The sequence below is a fragment of the Streptomyces sp. DH-12 genome (genome assembly GCF_002899455.1).
Classification (GTDB): Bacteria; Actinomycetota; Actinomycetes; order Streptomycetales; family Streptomycetaceae; genus Streptomyces.
Map to the genome: position 1 here is coordinate 139,078 of NZ_PPFB01000001.1, position 18,993 is coordinate 158,070.

Consider the following 18,993-nt stretch of genomic DNA (forward strand, 5'->3'; position numbering starts at 1 on the left):
ACATCCGGCTCCGGCTCGTATTGAAGAGGTTGCGTCCGATGGCGAATGAAGAGACCCTTCGTGACTACCTCAAGTTGGTCACCGCCGACTTGCAGAAGACGCGCCAACGCCTGAAGAAATACGAGGACGCGGAGCAGGACCCTGTCGCGATCGTCGGAATGGCCTGCCGATTCGCCGGGAACGTCAGATCGCCCGAGGACCTCTGGAGGCTCGTCGCCGAGGGCCGGGACGCCGTGGGCGCCTTCCCCACCGACCGGGGCTGGGACCTCGACGGCCTCTTCGACCCCGACCCCGACCGCCCGGGCACCTCCTACGCGCGGGAGGGCGGGTTCGTCGCGGACGCCTCCCACTTCGACGCGGGCCTCTTCGGGATCTCGCCGCGTGAGGCGCTGGCGATGGACCCCCAGCAGCGGCTGCTGCTGGAGACCTCCTGGGAGGCGTTCGAACGCGCCGGGATCGCGCCCTCCACGGTCCGCGGTCGTTCCGTCGGAGTGTTCGCCGGCACCAACGGCCAGGACTACGCCACCCTTCTTCTGAACGCCCCCACCGACACCGAGGGCTACCTCGCCACCGGTAACGCGGCGAGTGTCGTCTCCGGCCGCATCGCCTACGCCTTCGGGCTGGAGGGTCCGGCGGTGACGGTGGACACGGCCTGTTCCTCCTCGCTGGTCACCCTGCACCTCGCGGCGCAGGCCCTGCGCCAGGGGGAGTGCGCCCTCGCCCTCGCCGGCGGCGTCACCGTGATGTCCACGCCCGCCGGATTCGTGGAGTTCAGCCGGCAGCGGGGGCTCGCCTCCGACGGCCGGGTGAAGGCGTTCGCCGGTGCCGCCGACGGCACCGGCTGGGGCGAAGGCGTCGGCATGCTCGTCCTGGAACGGCTCTCGGATGCTCGCCGCAACGGCCATCAGGTCCTCGCCGTCGTCCGGGGCAGCGCGGTCAACCAGGACGGCGCCTCCAACGGTCTCACCGCCCCCAACGGCCCCTCCCAGCAGCGCGTCATCCTTCAGGCTCTCTCCCAAGCCGGTCTCACCCCGGCCGATGTGGACGCGGTGGAGGCGCACGGCACCGGGACCCGGCTCGGCGACCCGATCGAGGCGCAGGCGCTGCTGGCCACCTACGGGCAGGGGCGCGAGGCCGAGCGGCCGCTGTGGCTCGGTTCGGTGAAGTCGAACATCGGGCACACCCAGGCCGCCGCCGGTGTGGCGGGGGTCATCAAGATGGTCGAGGCGATGCGCCACGGCGTCCTGCCCCGGACCCTCCACGTGGACGAACCGACCCCGCATGTGGACTGGGACGAGGGCGCGGTCGAACTGCTCACCGAGGAGCGGGCGTGGCCGCGCCCCGAAGACCGTCCGCGCCGGGCCGGGGTCTCTTCCTTCGGCGTCAGCGGCACCAACGCCCACGTCATCCTGGAACAGGCCCCGGAGCAGCGCTCAGAGGGCGACGAGGTGACGGAGGTGACGGAGCCGACCCAGCTCCGAGCTGAGGCCGCGCCCGCACCAGATCCGGTGCCTTGGGTCGTTTCGGGCAAGTCGGTGGAGGCCCTGCGTGCTCAAGCGGCCAGGCTGCTGGGTGCGTTGACCGATGAGCCGGTGGCCGATGTGGGCTTCTCGCTGGCGTCGACGCGTGCGCATCTGCCGCACCGGGCGGTGGTGGTGGGTGCTTCGCGTGAGGCGCTGCTCGATGGTCTGTCGGCGGTGGCTGAGGGGCGTGGTGCGGCGGGTGTGGTCGAGGGTGTGGCGGGTGAGCCGGGCCGGGTGGCGTTCGTGTTCCCCGGGCAGGGGTCGCAGTGGCAGGGCATGGCCGTGGAACTGCTGGGTTCCTCGCCGGTGTTCGCCGCGCGGATGGCGGAGTGCGGTGAGGCGCTGTCGGCGTTCACCGACTGGTCGCTGGAGGACGCCCTGCACGGCCGGGTGGACACCGGGCGGGTGGACGTGGTCCAGCCGCTGCTGTTCGCCGTGATGGTCTCCCTCGCGGCCGTGTGGGAGGACTGGGGGGTCCGTCCGTCGGCGGTGATCGGTCACTCGCAGGGGGAGATCGCCGCCGCGTGCGTGGCGGGCGCGTTGTCGTTGCAGGACGCGGCGCGTGTGGTGGCGTTGCGGTCGCGGGCGATCGTGGCGCTGGCGGGCAGGGGCGGGATGGTGTCCGTGCCGCTGCCGGTGGACCGGGTGCGTGAGGACCTGGCCGGCTACGAGGGCCGGGTGTCGGTCGCGGCCGTCAACGGCCCGGCCTCCGTGGTGGTCTCCGGCGACGTGCAGGGCCTGGACGAACTGCTCACCCGTTGGACGGAGGGGGGTGTGCGTGCTCGCCGGATCGCGGTGGACTACGCCTCCCACTCCGCCCACGTGGAGGAGCTGAAGGACGAACTCCTTCAGGTGCTGTCCCCCATCGAGCCGAGAGCCGGGCGGATACCGGTGTATTCGACGGTGACGGGTCAGGCGGAGGACGGTTCGGGCTTCGACGCCGCGCACTGGTTCACCAACCTGCGTCGGACGGTGGAGTTCGAGACCGCCACCCGCAGTCTCCTCGCCGACGGTTATGGCGTGTTCGTGGAGTCGAGTCCGCATCCGGTGGTGAGTCTGGGGGTGCAGGAGACGATCGAGGACAGCCCGTCCGCTGCCTCGGCCGTCACCGTGGGGTCGCTGCGCCGGAACGACGGCGGTCTGGACCGGATGCTGCTCTCCCTCGCCGAACTCCACGTCCGAGGTGTCTCGCCGGACTGGGCGAAGGTCTTCCCGGCCACCGCCCGCCGCGTCGACCTGCCCACCTATGCCTTCCAGCGTGAGCGGTACTGGCTGGAGCCGGGTCCTGGTGTGCGCGGTGACGTCTCCTCTGCGGGGCTGGTCGCGGCGGACCATCCGCTGCTGGGCGCGGCGGTCGAGCTGGCTCAGGGGCAGGGTGCGCTGCTGACGGGGCGGCTGTCGCTGGAGACGCATCCCTGGCTCGCCGACCACGTCGTGGCCGGGCGCGTCGTCGTCCCCGGCACCGCCCTTCTCGAACTGGCCCTGCGCGCCGTGGCACAGACCGACTGTGCCACGGTGGAGGAGATCACTTTTGAGACCCCGCTCGCCCTCCCGCAGCGGGGAGCCGTGGACCTTCAGGTCTCCGTCGGTGCCCGGGACGACTCGGGCCGTCGCGAACTGGGCATCCACTCCTCTCCCGTCGATGCTGCCGACCAGGCGTGGACCCGCCACGCCGTGGGTGTCCTGACGAGCACGCCCGCCGCCCCGGTCCTCGGTGCCGACCTTGCCGCCTGGCCCCCTCAGGACGCCGAGGGCGTCGACCTCACCGGCTGTTACGAGGGGTACGCCGACCGGGACATCGCGTACGGACCGGTCTTCCAAGGGCTACGCCGCGTATGGCGGCGGGGGGCCGAGGTCTTCGCCGAAGTCGTCCTGCCGCAGGGGGACGCCCGCGAGGAGGCCGCCGCCTTCGGTGTGCATCCGGCCCTGCTGGACGCCGCTCTGCACGCGAGTGGCTTCGGCTCCTTCGTCAGCGACCCGTCGACCGGATGGCTCCCCTTCTCCTGCGAGGACGTGTGCCTCTTCGCCGAAGGAGCGGCGGAGCTGCGGGTACGGCTCGTGCCGGCCGGCCCGGACACACTGACCGTGGAGACCGCCGACCGCACCGGCGCTCCCGTCGCCCGGATCGGCGCCCTCGCGCTGCGCCCCCTGCCCGCTTCCCCGGGCGAGTCGGCGGACACCCCGGTGGCCGATTCCCTTTTCAAGATCACCTGGACCGCACAGGCGGACAGCGCGGACACGGAACACTCGGCGGCTGCGGCACTCCCGCCCGTCATCCGTACGGCCGCCGAGGTGCGCCGGCTCCTCGCAGCGGCGGAGGCGGGCGGGACCGGGCTTCCCGCCGTGGTCGCCGCCGTCCTCGACACCAGTGCCGACGAGGACGGCGAGCAGGACGCCGCCTCCGTCGTTCACGCGCGCCTGGCCAAGGCGCTCGAGCTGGTGCGGTGCTGGCTGGCGGAGGAAGGCTGCGCCGACTCCACACTGTTCGTCGTCACCCGCTCGGCCACGGAGGTCTGCTCGGACGGCGGGGGAAGCCCCGTCGACCTGGCCGCCGCCGGGGTGAGCGGGCTGGTGCGCTCCGCCCAGGCAGAGAACCCGGGCCGTCTCGTCCTGCTCGACCTCGACGCCGAAGCGGAGTTCGACGCACTGCTCCCCTCGCTGGCACGGTGGGCGGCGCTCGGCGAGTCCCAGCTCGCTCATCACGACGGCGTACTTCTGGCTCCTCGGCTCAGCCGCGCCGAACTCGGCACCCCTGCCCCTGCTGCCGACGCCGAGGACGCCGGAGGCGTGGCGGTGCCGGTGTTCTCGGGTCGTGGTGTGGTGTTGGTGACGGGTGGGACGGGGGTTTTGGGTGGTGTGGTGGCGCGGCATCTGGTGGCGGTGCACGGGGTGCGTCGTCTGGTGCTGACGAGTCGTCGGGGTGCGGCGGCTGAGGGTGCGGAGGTGTTGCGGGAGGAGTTGCTGGGGCTGGGGGCTGCCGAGGTGGCGGTGGTGGCCTGTGATGTGGCTGATCGTGGTGCGGTGGCCGGGCTGCTGGATGTGTTTGCGGTGTCGGCGGTGGTGCATGCCGCGGGTGTGCTGGATGACGGTGTGGTGGAGTCGGTGACCGCGGAGCGGTTGTCGGCGGTGTTGCGGCCGAAGGTGGACGGGGCGTGGTGGCTGCATGAGCTGACGGTCGAGCGGGGTGTCGAGCTGGATGCCTTCGTGTTGTTCTCGTCGGCCGCCGGGGTGTTCGGCGGGGCGGGTCAGGGTGCGTATGCGGCGGCCAATGCGGTGTTGGACGGGCTGGCGCTTCACCGGCGTTCGCTGGGGTTGGCCGGGCAGTCGCTGGCGTGGGGGCTGTGGGCCGAGGCCAGCGGGATGACCGGCCACCTCGACGCCACCGACCACCGACGCCTGCACCGCTCGGGCATGTACCCCCTCGCCGCCCACGAGGGCGCCCGTCTCTTCGACCGCGCCCTCACCCTGCCGCACCCGCTGCTCCTGCCGATCGGGCTCGACCTCGCCGCTCTGCGGGCCACCGCCCGCCGGGACGGTGGGGTGCCGCCACTGTTGCGGGGCCTGGTCCGCACGCCCCTGCGCCGGGCCGCCCAGTCGGTGGAGGCCGGTGCGGACGGCCTCGCCGCGACCCTCGCAGCCCTCACCCCGAAGGAGCGGGCCGATCACCTCGACACCCTCGTCCGTACCCAGGTGGCAGCCGTCCTCGGTTACGACGACCTGGCGGCGGTGGGCGCCACCCGGGCCTTCAAGGACCTCGGCTTCGACTCCCTGACCGCCGTGGAGCTCCGCAACCGGCTCTCCGCCCTCACCGGCATGCGCTTGCCCGCCACCCTCGTCTTCGACTACCCGAACCCGTCCCTCCTCGCGGCCGAGATCGGCGACCGCCTCACGGGAGGCACCCGGGCCACAGGAGTCCCCGCCAGCTCCGGCACGTCCGCCGTCTCGGACGAGCCGATCGCCATCATCGCCATGAGCTGCCGCTACCCCGGAGGCGTACGCTCTCCCGAGGACCTCTGGGAACTGCTGGCCCGGAACGGTGACGTGACGGCGGAGTTCCCGGCCGACCGGGGCTGGGACACCTCACGGCTCTTCTCCGCCGCCGGCCCCGACGAGCCCGGCACCTCCTCCACCCGCCGCGGCGGCTTCCTCTACGACGCGGCCGAGTTCGACGCCGACTTCTTCGGGATCTCGCCGCGTGAAGCCCTGGCGATGGACCCGCAGCAGAGGCTGCTCCTGGAAACCTCCTGGGAGGCGTTCGAACGCGCCGGCATCGACCCCGCCTCCCTGCGCGGCAGCCGCACCGGCGTCTTCGCGGGTCTGATGGGACAGGATTACACCGCACGCCTCCTCGGCGCCCCCTCCGTCCTGGAGGAACTGGAGGGCTACCTCGGCAGCAGCGCCACCAGCGTGGCGTCCGGCAGGATCTCCTACACCTTCGGCTTCGAGGGGCCCGCGCTCACCGTCGACACGGCCTGTTCCTCCTCCCTGGTCGCTCTCCACCTCGCCGCCCAGTCGCTGCGGCAGGGCGAGTGCGACCTCGCCCTCGCGGGCGGCGCCACCGTCCTCTCCACTCCCGGCCTCTTCATCGAGTTCAGCCGCCAGCGCGGGCTCGCCGCCGACGGCCGCTGCAAGTCCTTCGCGGGCGCCGCCGACGGCACCGGCTTCGGTGAGGGCGTCGGCCTCCTTCTGCTGGAGAAACTCTCCGACGCCCAGCGCCACGGCCATGAGGTCCTGGCCGTCCTGCGCGGCTCGGCGGTCAACCAGGACGGCGCCTCCAACGGCCTCTCCGCCCCCAACGGCCCCTCCCAGCAGCGCGTCATCCTCCAGGCGCTCTCCAACGCCCGCCTCGACGCCGCCGACGTGGACGCCGTGGAGGCGCACGGCACCGGGACCCGGCTCGGCGACCCGATCGAGGCACAGGCCCTGCTCGCCACCTACGGGCAGGGAAGGGACGCCCAGCGCCCGCTGTGGCTGGGCTCGGTCAAGTCGAACATCGGACACACCCAGGCGGCAGCAGGCGTCGCGGGCGTCATCAAGATGGTCGAGGCGATGCGCCACGGGCTGCTGCCGAAGACCCTGCACGTGGACGAGCCGACCCCGCAGGTCGACTGGGCGGCCGGCGCCGTCGCCCTGCTGACGGAAGCGGCGGAATGGGACGCGCGGCCCGACGGCAGCCCGCTGCGCGCGGGAGTCTCGTCGTTCGGCATCAGCGGCACCAACGCCCACGTGGTACTGGAGCAGGCCCCGGTCCCCGTCCCGACCGGCAATCTGGCTGAGACAGCCCCGGCCCCGTCCCCGGCAGCCGTGCCGTTGCTGCTCTCGGCCAAGTGCCCCGAGGCTCTGCGGGAGCAGGCGGTGCGGCTTGCGGAACATGTCGGGGAGCGGGTGGAGCTGCGCCCGGTGGATGTGGCGTTCTCGCTGGCCACGACGCGGTCGGTGTTCGAGCACCGGGCCGTGGTGGTCGGTTCCTCGCGTGACGAACTGTGCGAGGGACTGGCGCGGCTGGCCCAGGCGCCGGACCAAGGAGCGGCGACCCCGGGCCGGCTGGCGTTGTTGTTCACGGGTCAGGGTGCGCAGCGGGTCGGGATGGGGCGGGAGTTGTATGCCGCGTATCCGGTGTTCGCGGAGGCGTTCGATGCGGTGTGTGCGCGGGTGGACGGTGGGCTGGGCCGGTCGTTGAAGGACCTCGTTTTCGAGGGCGAGGGTGAGGGTGCGGGGGGTGTTGGTCTGCTGGATCGGACGCGGTTCACGCAGGCGGCGTTGTTCGCGGTCGAGGTGGCGTTGTTCCGGCTGCTGGAGTCGTGGGGGGTGCGCCCGGACGCACTCCTCGGGCATTCGGTGGGGGAGATTGCGGCCGCGCATGTGGCCGGGGTGCTGGACCTGGATGACGCGTGTGCGTTGGTGGTGGCGCGTGGTCGGTTGATGGATGCTCTGCCCGCGGGTGGGGCGATGGTGGCGGTCGAGGCGTCGGAGGAGGAGGTCCGTGCGGCGCTGGCGGAGGGGGTTTCGGTCGCTGCGGTGAACGGGCCGCGTGCGGTGGTCGTCTCGGGTGCGGAGGCGGCGGTGGAGCAGGTGACCGCCGTGCTCGCCGAGCGGGGCGCGCGGGTCAAGAAGCTCACGGTCAGCCATGCGTTCCATTCGGTGTTGATGGATCCGATGCTGGAGGAGTTCCGGCAGGTCGCGGAGACGCTGACCTACGGGCCCGCTCGCATCCCCGTCGTCTCGAACCTCACCGGTGAGGTGGCGGGTCCCGAGCTTTCGACGGCCGGTTACTGGGTGCGGCACGTGCGTGAGGCGGTCCGTTTCGCCGACGGTGTGCGGACGCTCCACGACCGGGGCGTGACCCGTTTCCTCGAACTGGGGCCGGACGGTGTGCTCACCGTCATGGCGCAGAGCACCTTGCCGGAGGCCGGGGAGGCGCTGTTCGCGCCCGTGCTGCGCAAGGACCGCGAGGAAACGTTCTCCCTGCTCACCGCACTTGGCCGCCTGCACGCGCACGGCGGCGAGGTGGACTGGGCTGCCTACTTCACCAGCATGGTCGCCGATGTCCGGCGTGTGGAGCTGCCGACGTATGCGTTCCAGCGTGAGCGGTTCTGGCCCGAGGTGGCTGGCGGGGGCGGGGGTGAGGGCTGGACGTATCAGGAGGAGTGGCGTCCGGTCTCGGTGGCGGGTGTCGCGGCGTTGAGTGGTTCGTGGCTGGTGGTGGTGGAGTCCGGGGGTGAGGTGTGGGCTCGGGAGGCTGCTGCTGGGTTGGTGGAGCGGGGGGCTCGGCTGGTTGAGGTTCCTGCGGGTGCGGGGGCGGAGGAGTTCGCCGGGCTGGAGTTTTCGGCGGCGTCGGGCGTGGTGTCGTTGCTGGGGTCGGCGGCTTCCGTGCTGGCGTTGGTGCAGGCGGTTGAGTCGTCGGGTGCGTCGGGTGTGCCGGTGTGGGCGGTGACGCGGGGTGGTGTGTCGGCTGGGGCTGGTGATGCGGGGGGTGTGTGTGCGGAGGCGGCCGGGGTGTGGGGGCTGGGCCGGGTGGCGGCTTTGGAACTTCCCGGGGTGTGGGGCGGGCTGATCGACGTCCCGGTCGAGCCCGAGGGTGTGGTGTGGGACCGGGTGTGCGGGGTGCTGACCGCTGCCGGTGCCGCTGGTGCTGCTGGTGCTGTGGGTGTGGGTGGTGCTGGTGGTGTTGAGGATCAGGTTGCGGTGCGTGCCGGTGGGGTGTGGGGGCGTCGTCTGGTGCGGGTGGTGCTGCCTTCGGGGCGGGGGTGGTGTCCGCGGGGGACGGTGTTGGTGACGGGTGGTACGGGTGGTCTGGGTGCGCGGGTGGCGCGGTGGGCTGCCGGTCAAGGTGCTGAGCGGTTGGTGTTGGTGAGTCGTCGGGGGCTGGGGGCTCCGGGGGCTGTGGAGTTGCGGGATGAGCTTGCTGGTCTGGGGTGTGAGGTGGTGGTGGCGGCGGTCGATGTGACCGACCGGGAGGCGGTTGCGGGGCTGCTGGATGAGTTTGTGGTGGATGCGGTGGTGCATGCGGCGGGGGTGCTGGACGACGGGGTGTTGTCGGGGTTGTCGGCGCGGCGGTTGGCGGGGGTGTGGGGGCCGAAGGCGGGTGCGGCGTGGTTGTTGCATGAGCTGACGGTGGAGCGGGGGCTGGTGCTGGACGCGTTCGTGTTGTTCTCGTCGGCGGCGTCGGTGTTCGGGGCGGCCGGTCAGGGGAACTATGCGGCGGCGAATGCGGGTCTGGATGCGTTGGCGTGGTTCAGGCGGGCGTCGGGGCTGGCGGCGACGTCGGTGGGGTGGGGGCCGTGGGCCGGGGAGGGGATGGCTGCGGCCGGCGGGGTGGTGGAGCGGGTCGGCCGGGGCGGGATGCTGCCGATGGATCCCGACCAGGCGCTGGGGTTGCTGGGGCGGGCTGCCGCGTCGGGACTGGCCTGCGTGGCGGTCGCCGACATCGACTGGACGACCTTCGCTCCCGCCTACACCGCCGTACGCCCCAGCCCACTCCTCGACCGCATCACCGAAGCACGGGCGGTACTGAGGGGGGCGGGCACGGGGGCCAGGGCCGACGAAGGTCTGCGGGAGCGGCTGGCCGAGGTGGGACATGAGGAGCGGCGGCGGACGCTGCTGGACCTCGTACGGCAGTCGGCGGCAGCGGTGCTCGGGCACAGTGGTCCGGGCGATGTGGCTGCCGGCCGGGCCTTCCGGGAGATGGGTTTCGACTCGCTGACGGCGGTCGAACTCAAGAACCTCCTCGGCGCCCGAACCGGGCTGAACCTGCCCGCGACCGTGGTCTTCGACTATCCGAACCCGGTTGAACTCGCCGCTTTCCTGCACGACCAGCTCCTCGGGTCGGACGGAAAGGCGGACCTGGCGAGCCCGCTCCTCGCGGTCGCTGACGAACAGATCGCGATCGTGTCCATGGCTTGTCGTTTTCCGGGTGGGGTCGACTCGCCCGAAATGCTGTGGGAGCTGCTTGCCGCTGGAGAGGACGGGGTTTCCGGCTTTCCGGCCGACCGTAACTGGCAACTGGACGCGCTTCACGATCCCGATCCCGACAGTCAGGGCACCTCCTATGCCACCGAGGGCGGGTTCCTCCGTGATGCGGCGGGGTTCGACGCGGAGTTGTTCGGGATCTCGCCGCGTGAGGCGCTGGCGATGGATCCGCAGCAGCGGCTGCTTCTGGAGACCTCCTGGGAGGCGTTCGAGCGGGCGGGTGTGGACCCGCGTTCCACGCGCGGCGGCCGTACCGGTGTCTTCGTGGGCACCAACGGCCAGGACTACGCGTCGTTGTTCATCGGGTCGACCGAGGGCGCCGAGGGGTATCTGGCCACGGGCACGTCGGCGAGTGTGATCTCGGGCCGGTTGTCGTACGCGTTCGGGCTGGAGGGTCCGGCGGTGACGGTGGACACGGCCTGTTCCTCGTCGTTGGTGGCGTTGCATCTGGCGGCGCAGTCGCTGCGGCAGGGTGAGTGTGATCTGGCTCTGGCGGGTGGGGCGACGGTGATGTCGACGCCGACGGCGTTCATCGAGTTCAGCCGTCAGCGGGGGTTGGCGTCCGACGGGCGGGTGAAGGCGTTCGCGGGTGCGGCGGACGGCACCGGCTGGGGCGAGGGCGTCGGCGTCCTCGTGCTGGAGCGTCTCTCGGACGCGGAGCGCCACGGTCATCAGGTGCTGGCGGTGCTGCGCGGCTCGGCGGTCAACCAGGACGGCGCCTCCAACGGGCTGACCGCCCCCAACGGCCCCTCCCAGCAGCGCGTCATCCGCCAGGCCCTGGCCAACGCGGGTCTGGAGCCTTCGGACGTGGACGCGGTGGAGGCGCACGGCACCGGCACCAAGCTGGGTGACCCGATCGAGGCGCAGGCGCTGCTGGCCACCTACGGGCAGGACCGTGACCCGGACCGGCCGCTGTGGCTGGGCTCGGTGAAGTCCAACATCGGGCACACCCAGGCCGCCGCCGGTGTCGCGGGGGTCATCAAGATGGTCGAGGCGATGCGCCACGGGGTGCTGCCCCGGACCCTGCACGTGGACGAGCCGACCCCGCACGTGGACTGGACCGCCGGTGGCGTGTCCCTGCTGACGGAGCCCCGTGACTGGCCGCAGACCGACGCACCCCGCCGGGCCGGCGTCTCCTCCTTCGGCGTCAGCGGCACCAACGCCCACATCATCATCGAAGAGGCCCCCGAACTCCGGACCGAACCGGAGGCCTCCGACGCCGGGACCGCCGCGCCGGCGCCCGGAACCGTCCCTTGGGTGCTCTCCGGCCGGACCGAGGCCGCGCTGCGGGCTCAGGCCGCGCGGCTGCTGACGGCGGTTGCGGAAGACCTCGCCTCCCCGGCTGATGTGGGTTTCTCGCTGGCGTCGACGCGTGCGCATCTGCCGCACCGGGCGGTGGTGGTCGGCGATACGCGTGAGGCGCTGCTCGATGGTCTGTCGGCGGTGGCTGAGGGTCGTGGTGCGGCAGGTGTGGTCGAGGGTGTGGCGGGTGAGCCGGGCCGGGTGGCGTTCGTCTTCCCCGGGCAGGGCTCGCAGTGGCAGGGCATGGCCGTGGAACTGCTCGGCTGCTCGCCGGTGTTCGCTGCGCGGATGGCGGAGTGCGGTGAGGCGCTGTCGGCGTTCACCGACTGGTCGCTGGACGACGCCCTGCACGGCCGGGTGGACACCGAGCGGGTGGACGTGGTCCAGCCGCTGCTGTTCGCCGTGATGGTGTCGCTGGCGGCGGTGTGGGAGGACTGGGGGGTTCGTCCGTCGGCGGTGATCGGTCACTCGCAGGGGGAGATCGCCGCCGCGTGTGTGGCGGGCGCGTTGTCGTTGCGGGACGCGGCGCGTGTGGTGGCGTTGCGGTCGCGGGCGATCGTGGCACTGGCGGGCAGGGGCGGGATGGTGTCCGTGCCGCTGCCGGTGGACCGGGTGCGTGAGGACCTGGCCGGCTACGAGGGCCGGGTCTCGGTGGCGGCCGTCAACGGCCCGGCCTCCGTGGTGGTCTCCGGCGACGTGCAGGGCCTGGACGCTCTCATGGCGCACTGGACGGAGGGGGGTGTGCGTGCTCGTCGGATCGCGGTGGACTACGCCTCCCACTCCGCCCACGTGGAGGAGCTGAAGGACGAACTCCTTCAGGTGCTGTCCCCGATCGAGCCGAGGGCGGGGCGGATACCGGTGTATTCGACGGTGACGGGTGTGGCGGAGGACGGTTCGGGCTTCGACGCCGTGTACTGGTTCACCAACCTGCGCCGGACGGTGGAGTTCGAGACCGCCACCCGCAGTCTCCTCGCCGACGGTTATGGCGTGTTCGTGGAGTCGAGTCCGCATCCGGTGGTGAGTCTGGGGGTGCAGGAGACGATCGAGGACAGCCCGTCCGCTGCCTCGGCCGTCACCGTGGGCTCGTTGCGCCGGAACGACGGCGGTCTGGACCGGATGCTGCTCTCCCTCGCCGAACTCCACGTCCACGGCGTGGTCCCGGACTGGGCGAAAGTCTTTGGGCGAAAGTCTTCCCGGCCGTCGCCCGCCGCGTCGACCTGCCCACCTACGCCTTCCAACACCAGCACTACTGGCCCTCGGCTCTGGCCTCTTCCACCTCGCTTCCCGGGGATGTGTCGGGTGCGGGGCTGGTGTCGGCCGGTCATCCGCTGCTGGGGGCCTCGGTGCAGCTGGCGCAGGGGGAGGGGACCCTACTCACCGGGCGGTTGTCGCTGGAGAGCCACGAATGGCTCGCGGATCACACGGTGGCGGGTCGGGTCGTCGTGCCCGGTACCGGGCTCCTGGAAATGGCGCTGAGGGCCGCCGACGAGGTCGGTTGCGCGGCGGTACGCGAACTCACCCTCCAGAACCAGATGATCGTCCCCGACCAGGGAGCGCTGCACCTCCAGGTCCGGGTCGGTGTACCTGCCGAGGCGTCCGGTGAGCGCCGGATCACGGTCCACTCCCGAGCCGAGCACGCCCCCGACGACCTGGCCTGGACCCTGCACGCCGAGGGCCTGCTGGGCGCCGCGCCGGATCCGGAGCGGCCCACCACCGGTACGGCGGCTCCGGGCGGCCTCGGTCTCTGGCCGCCGGCGGACGCCGAGGAGGCCGAGCTGGACGGGCTCTACGACGGCCTCGCGGCGGGCGGCCTCTTCTACGGGCCTCTCTTCCGGGGCGTCCGCAAGGTCTGGCGGCGCGGTGCCGAGGTCTTCGCCGAGGTCGCCCTCGACCCGGGGGCGGGGACGACGGGGGTGTTCGGGCTTCACCCGGCGCTGTTCGACTCGGCCCTCCACGCCACCGGCTTCGGTTCCTTCGTGGCCGACCCGACCGTCGGATGGCTCCCCTTCTCCTGGCAGGACGTGGTTCTCACGGGTCGGGGCGCCACCACCCTGCGTGTCCGGCTGGCGCCCGCCGGGCCCAACACCATGACGCTGGAGCTCGCCGACGGCGAGGGCAGGCCCGTGGCCACGGTCGGCTCCCTGGCCCTGCGTCCCCTGGCGGCCAGCGGAATCGACAGGTCCGGCGCCGAGGACGCCCATTTCCGTGTCGAATGGACCGCGCTCAAGGACTTGTCGGCGTCCCGGCCGGGGGAGGGCCATGCCGCGGTCCACTGGTGCGCCGGACCGGAAGCCCTGCGGGAACTGATGGTGGACGAGGCCCCGCTCCCCGCGACGGTGGCGGTCCTGTGCACCTCCCCGGCCGGAGAGCACGAGGCGGGCGCCGAGCCCGACCTGGTCCGCGAGCGGGCCGGACGCCTCCTCGGCGCAGTACAGCAGTGGCTCGCCGACGAACGGACCACCGGGACGCGTCTGGTGGTCGTGACCGCCAACGCGGTGGGCGGCCCGGAACTGCCTGAGGCGAGGGGCTCGCGCGTCTCGCTCGACCTCGCGGGCGCCGCCCTCTGGGGGCTGATGCGCTCGGCGCAGTCGGAGAACCCCGGCCGGTTCACCCTCGTGGATCTCGGCGACGCCGTCTCCGGTCCTGACGGGGATCCTGACGGAGCGCTGCCGGCCGCGCTGCTCGCCGCCGCCGTCGCGGCGGACGAACCGCAGGTGGCCGTACGCGGAAGGACCGTCTGGGCGCCGCGCCTGGTCCGGGCCGCCCCGCAGTCCGGCGCGGGCGTTCCGCCCTGGGGACCCGACAGCTGCGTCCTCGTCACCGGAGGCACCGGCGCCCTCGGCGCGCTGGTCGCCCGCCACCTGGTGCACCAGCACGGCGTACGGGAACTGCTCCTGCTCAGCCGCCGGGGCCCCGAGGCTCCCGGCGCCGAGGAACTGCGGGCCGAGCTGACCTCGGCCGGGGCCCGGGTGACCGTCCTCGCCTGCGACGTCGGCGACCGCGCGGCGCTTGCCGCGCTCCTCACCGCGCACCCCGTCACCGCGGTGGTGCACACCGCGGGCGCTCTCGACGACGGCGTCTTCACCGCACTCACGCCCGAGCGGCTGGGAACGGTGTTCGCCCCGAAGGCCGACGCGGCGCTCCACCTGGACGAACTGACACGCCACCACGAGCTGACGGCCTTCGTTCTCTTCTCCTCGGCCGCCGGAGTCTTCGGCAACCCCGGCCAGGCCGGCTACGCCGCCGCCAATGCCGTGCTCGACGCGCTCGCCGAGCGTCGCCGGGCCCAGGGCCTGCCCGCCGCCTCGCTCGCCTGGGGTCTGTGGGAGACGGAAACCGGCATGGTCGGCGGGCTGGGCTCCGAGCACCGCCGCAGGCTGGGCCGGGGCGGCGCGACCGCGCTCTCGGCCGAGGACGGCCTCGCCCTGCTCGACCTGGCCCTCCTCGACCCGGCCCTCCTCGACCCGGCCGGGGAGACCGTGCTCCCGGCGCTCTCCCTCCCCATGCGGCTCGACCTCGCCCCCGTCCGCGCGGCGGCGGCCGAGAACGGCTGCCCCGCCCTGCTCCGCGCGCTCGTGCGGACTCCTTCACGCCGGGCGGCGGCCCCGTCCGGCGTGAGCGGCGGGACGGCGCCACAGGACCCCGCCCTCGTCCAGCGCCTCGCCGAGGCGCCGGCGGACCAGGGCGGGCGGGTGGTCCTCGACGCCGTGACGACGCAGGTCCGAGCGGTGCTCGGACACCCCGCGGCGTACGAGATCGACCCCGGCCGCGGCTTCCTCGACCTGGGGTTCGACTCGCTCACCGCCGTCGAACTCCGCAACCGCCTCACCGCCCTGTCCGGGCTCCGGCTCCCCGCAACGCTGGTCTTCGACCACCCGACGCCGGGTGCGCTCGCCGCCCACGTGGCCGAGGAACTGCGCCGCTCCACGCCCACTCCGGCACGGCGGCTGCTGGCCGAACTGAAGTCCCTCGAGTCCGCGTTCCCCGGCATCCCGGAGGACGACTCCGACCGCGACCAGGTGACCCGGCAGCTCCAAGCCCTGCTGTCGCGCTGGGCCGGAATCCCCGTCCCCCGCCAGCCGGGCGCCGGTACCGGTGCGGCGGCCGAGACGCCGGCGGAACAGGAACTCGACCTGGACTCCGCATCGGCCCAAGAACTCTTTGATCTGCTCGACAACGAACTCGGCACCTCGTGACATGCGTGGCCGAAGAACGACTCATGCCTGGAGGTGGCGTTGATGCCGGAAGATGAGAAGGTTCTCGACTACCTGCGACGGACGACCGCGGACCTCCGGGAGACGCGCCGCCGCCTGCGCGAGGCCGAGGAACGGCTGAGCGAACCCATCGCCGTCATCGGCATGAGCTGCCAGTACCCCGGCGGGGTCGAGACGCCCGAAGACCTCTGGCAACTGGTCGCCGAGGGCCGCGAGGGCATCTCCGACTTCCCCACCGACCGGGGCTGGGACGCCGAGGCGCTCTACGACCCCGACCCCGACCGGCCCGGCACCCTCTCCACTCTCAGGGGCGGCTTCCTCCACGACGCGGGCGAGTTCGACCCGGCCTTCTTCGGGATCTCCCCGCGCGAGGCCCTGGCCATGGACCCGCAGCAGCGCCTGCTGCTCCAGAACGCCTGGACCGCGATCGAGCGCGCCCGCATCGACCCGCACACTCTGCGCGGTACCCGCACCGGCGTCTTCGCCGGAGCGATGTACCACGACTACGCCCTCCGCATGCACGGCGCTCCGGAAGGCGTCGAGGGTTACGTGGCCACCGGCAGTGCGGCGAGCGTCGTCTCCGGCCGTGTCGCGTACACCCTCGGCCTCGAAGGCCCCGCCGTCACCGTCGACACCGCCTGCTCCTCCTCCCTGGTCGCCCTCCACCTGGCCGCCTCCGCCCTGCGGCAGGGGGAGTGCTCCCTCGCCCTGGCGGCCGGCGTGACGGTGATGTCGAACGTCGGCACCTTCATCGAGTTCAGCCGCCAGCGCGGGCTCGCCGCCGACGGCCGCTGCAAGTCCTTCGCGGGCGCCGCCGACGGGACCAGCTTCAGTGAGGGCGTCGGCGTCCTCCTGCTGGAGAAGCTCTCCGACGCCCAGCGCCACGGCCATGAGGTCCTGGCCGTGCTGCGCGGCTCGGCGGTCAACCAGGACGGTGCCAGCAGCGGCCTCACCGCCCCGAACGGTCCCTCGCAGCAGCGCGTCATCCGCCAGGCCCTGGCCTCCGCCGGGCTGGAGCCCTCCGAGGTGGATGCGGTGGAGGCGCACGGCACCGGTACGAAGCTGGGTGACCCGATCGAGGCGCAGGCGCTGCTGGCCACCTACGGACAGGACCGTGACCCGGACCGGCCGCTGTGGCTGGGCTCCCTGAAGTCGAACATCGGGCACACGCAGGCCGCCGCCGGCGTGGGCGGCGTCATCAAGATGGTCATGGCGCTGCGCCACGGCGTGCTGCCGCAGACCCTCCACGTGGATGAGCCGTCACCGCAGATCGACTGGGAGGCGGGCGAGGTCGAACTCCTGACCGAGCGCCGCCCCTGGCCCGGTACCGAAGGCCCGCGTCGCGCCGCCGTCTCCTCCTTCGGCATCAGCGGCACCAACGCCCACGCCATCTTTGAACAGGCCCCTGACCAGGTCTCCGACCAGCACCCCGAGGACCAGGCCCCGGCCACCCCGCTGCCCTTCCTCCTCGCGGCGAGAAGCGAGGAGGCTCTGCGGGAGCAGGCGGTGCGGCTTGCGGAGCATGTCGGGGAGCGGGCGGAGCTGCGCCCGGTGGATGTGGCGTTCTCGCTGGCCACGACGCGGTCGGTGTTCGAGCACCGGGCCGTGGTGGTCGGTTCCTCACGTGACGAACTGCTCGAAGCTCTGGCCGGAGTGCGAGGTGAAGGGCCGGTCGCCGGCGGTCGGCTGGCGTTGTTGTTCACGGGTCAGGGTGCGCAGCGGGTCGGGATGGGGCGGGAGCTGTATGCCGCCTATCCGGTGTTCGCGGAGGCGTTCGACGCGGTGTGTGCGCGGGTGGACGGTGGGCTGGGCCGGTCGTTGAAGACTCTCGTTTTCGAGGGTGAGGGTGCGGAGGGTGTTGGTCTGCTGGATCGGACGCGGTTCACGCAGGCGGCGTTGTTCGCGGTCGAGGTGGCGTTGTTCCGGCTGCTGGAGTCGTGGGGGGTGCGCCCGGACGCACTCCTCGGGCATTCGGTGGGGGAGATTGCGGCCGCGCATGTGGCCGGGGTGCTGGACCTGGATGACGCGTGTGCGTTGGTGGTGGCGCGTGGTCGGTTGATGGATGCTCTGCCCGCGGGTGGGGCGATGGTGGCGGTCGAGGCGTCGGAGGACGAGGTCCGTGCGGCGCTGGTCGAGGGTGTCTCCCTCGCTGCGGTGAACGGGCCGCGTGCGGTGGTCGTCTCGGGTGCGGAGGCGGCGGTGGAGCAGGTGACCGCCGCGCTCGCCGAGCGGGGCGCGCGGGTCAAGAAGCTCACGGTCAGCCATGCGTTCCATTCGGTGTTGATGGACCCGATGCTGGAGGAGTTCCGGCAGGTCGCGGAGACGCTGACCTACGGGCCCGCTCGCATCCCCGTCGTCTCGAACCTCACCGGTGAGGTGGCGGGTCCCGAGCTTTCGACGGCCGGTTACTGGGTGCGGCACGTGCGTGAGGCGGTCCGTTTCGCCGACGGTGTGCGGACGCTCCACGACCGGGGCGTGACCCGTTTCCTCGAACTGGGGCCGGACGGTGTGCTCACCGTCATGGCGCAGAGCACCTTGCCGGAGGCCGGGGAGGCGCTGTTCGCGCCCGTGCTGCGCAAGGACCGCGAGGAAACGTTCTCCCTGCTCACCGCACTTGGCCGCCTGCACGCGCACGGCGGCGAGGTGGACTGGGCTGCCTACTTCACCAGCATGGTCGCCGATGTCCGGCGTGTGGAGCTGCCGACGTATGCGTTCCAGCGTGAGCGGTTCTGGCCCGAGGTGGCTGGCGGGGGCGGGGGTGAGGGCTGGACGTATCAGGAGGAGTGGCGTCCGGTCTCGGTGGCGGGTGTCGCGGCGGTGAGTGGTTCGTGGCTGGGGGGGGTGGGGTCCGGGGGGGGGGGGTGGGGTCGGGGGGCTGCTGGTGGGGTGGGGGGGCGGGGGGGTCGGGGGGTGGGGGGGGTGGGGGGGGGGGGGGGGGGGGGGGGTGGGGGGGGGGGGGGTGGGGTGGGGGGGTGTGGGTGGGGGGGGGGTGGGGGGGGTGGCCGGTCAGGGGGTGGGGGGGGTGGGGTTGGTGAGTCGTCGGGGGGTGGGGGCTCCGGGGGCTGTGGAGTTGCGGGATGAGCTTGCTGGTCTGGGGTGTGAGGTGGTGGTGGCGGCGGTCGATGTGACCGACCGGGAGGCGGTTGCGGGGCTGCTGGATGAGTTTGTGGTGGATGCGGTGGTGCATGCGGCGGGGGTGCTGGACGACGGGGTGTTGTCGGGGTTGTCGGCGCGGCGGTTGGCGGGGGTGTGGGGGCCGAAGGCGGGTGCGGCGTGGTTGTTGCATGAGCTGACGGTGGAGCGGGGGCTGGTGCTGGACGCGTTCGTGTTGTTCTCGTCGGCGGCGTCGGTGTTCGGGGCGGCCGGTCAGGGGAACTATGCGGCGGCGAATGCGGGTCTGGATGCGTTGGCGTGGTTCAGGCGGGCGTCGGGGCTGGCGGCGACGTCGGTGGGGTGGGGGCCGTGGGCCGGGGAGGGGATGGCTG

Annotated in this window: 2 protein-coding genes and 2 pseudogenes; all 4 read left to right on the plus strand. The window is 72.6% G+C overall.

The window, feature by feature from the left end; all coding sequences use genetic code 11:
• The first annotated feature begins 74 nt into the window (after positions 1-74).
• The gene (locus C1708_RS00340; RefSeq protein WP_502696108.1) at positions 75-12,770 is read left to right on the plus strand and encodes an SDR family NAD(P)-dependent oxidoreductase; all 12,696 of its coding nucleotides are present in this window, start codon (positions 75-77) and stop codon (positions 12,768-12,770) included.
• Positions 12,677-15,490 (plus strand): annotated as a pseudogene (locus C1708_RS00345) (type I polyketide synthase); the annotation flags it as partial. The gene C1708_RS00340 and the pseudogene C1708_RS00345, both read left to right, overlap by 94 nt.
• Before the next feature lie 42 nt (positions 15,491-15,532).
• Positions 15,533-18,589 carry a type I polyketide synthase gene (locus C1708_RS00350; RefSeq protein ID WP_106416072.1) on the plus strand — a complete coding sequence of 1,019 codons (3,057 nt, stop codon included), beginning with the start codon at positions 15,533-15,535 and terminating at the stop codon, positions 18,587-18,589.
• A pseudogene (locus C1708_RS36000) lies at positions 18,531-18,917 on the plus strand (KR domain-containing protein); the annotation flags it as partial. The gene C1708_RS00350 and the pseudogene C1708_RS36000, both read left to right, overlap by 59 nt.
• Positions 18,918-18,993: the final 76 nt, after the last annotated feature.

Coding starts and splice junctions, on each gene's coding strand:
- C1708_RS00350 (WP_106416072.1), top strand. CDS start 15,533: ATGCCGGAAGATGAGAAGGTTCTCGACTACCTGCGACGGACGACCGCG.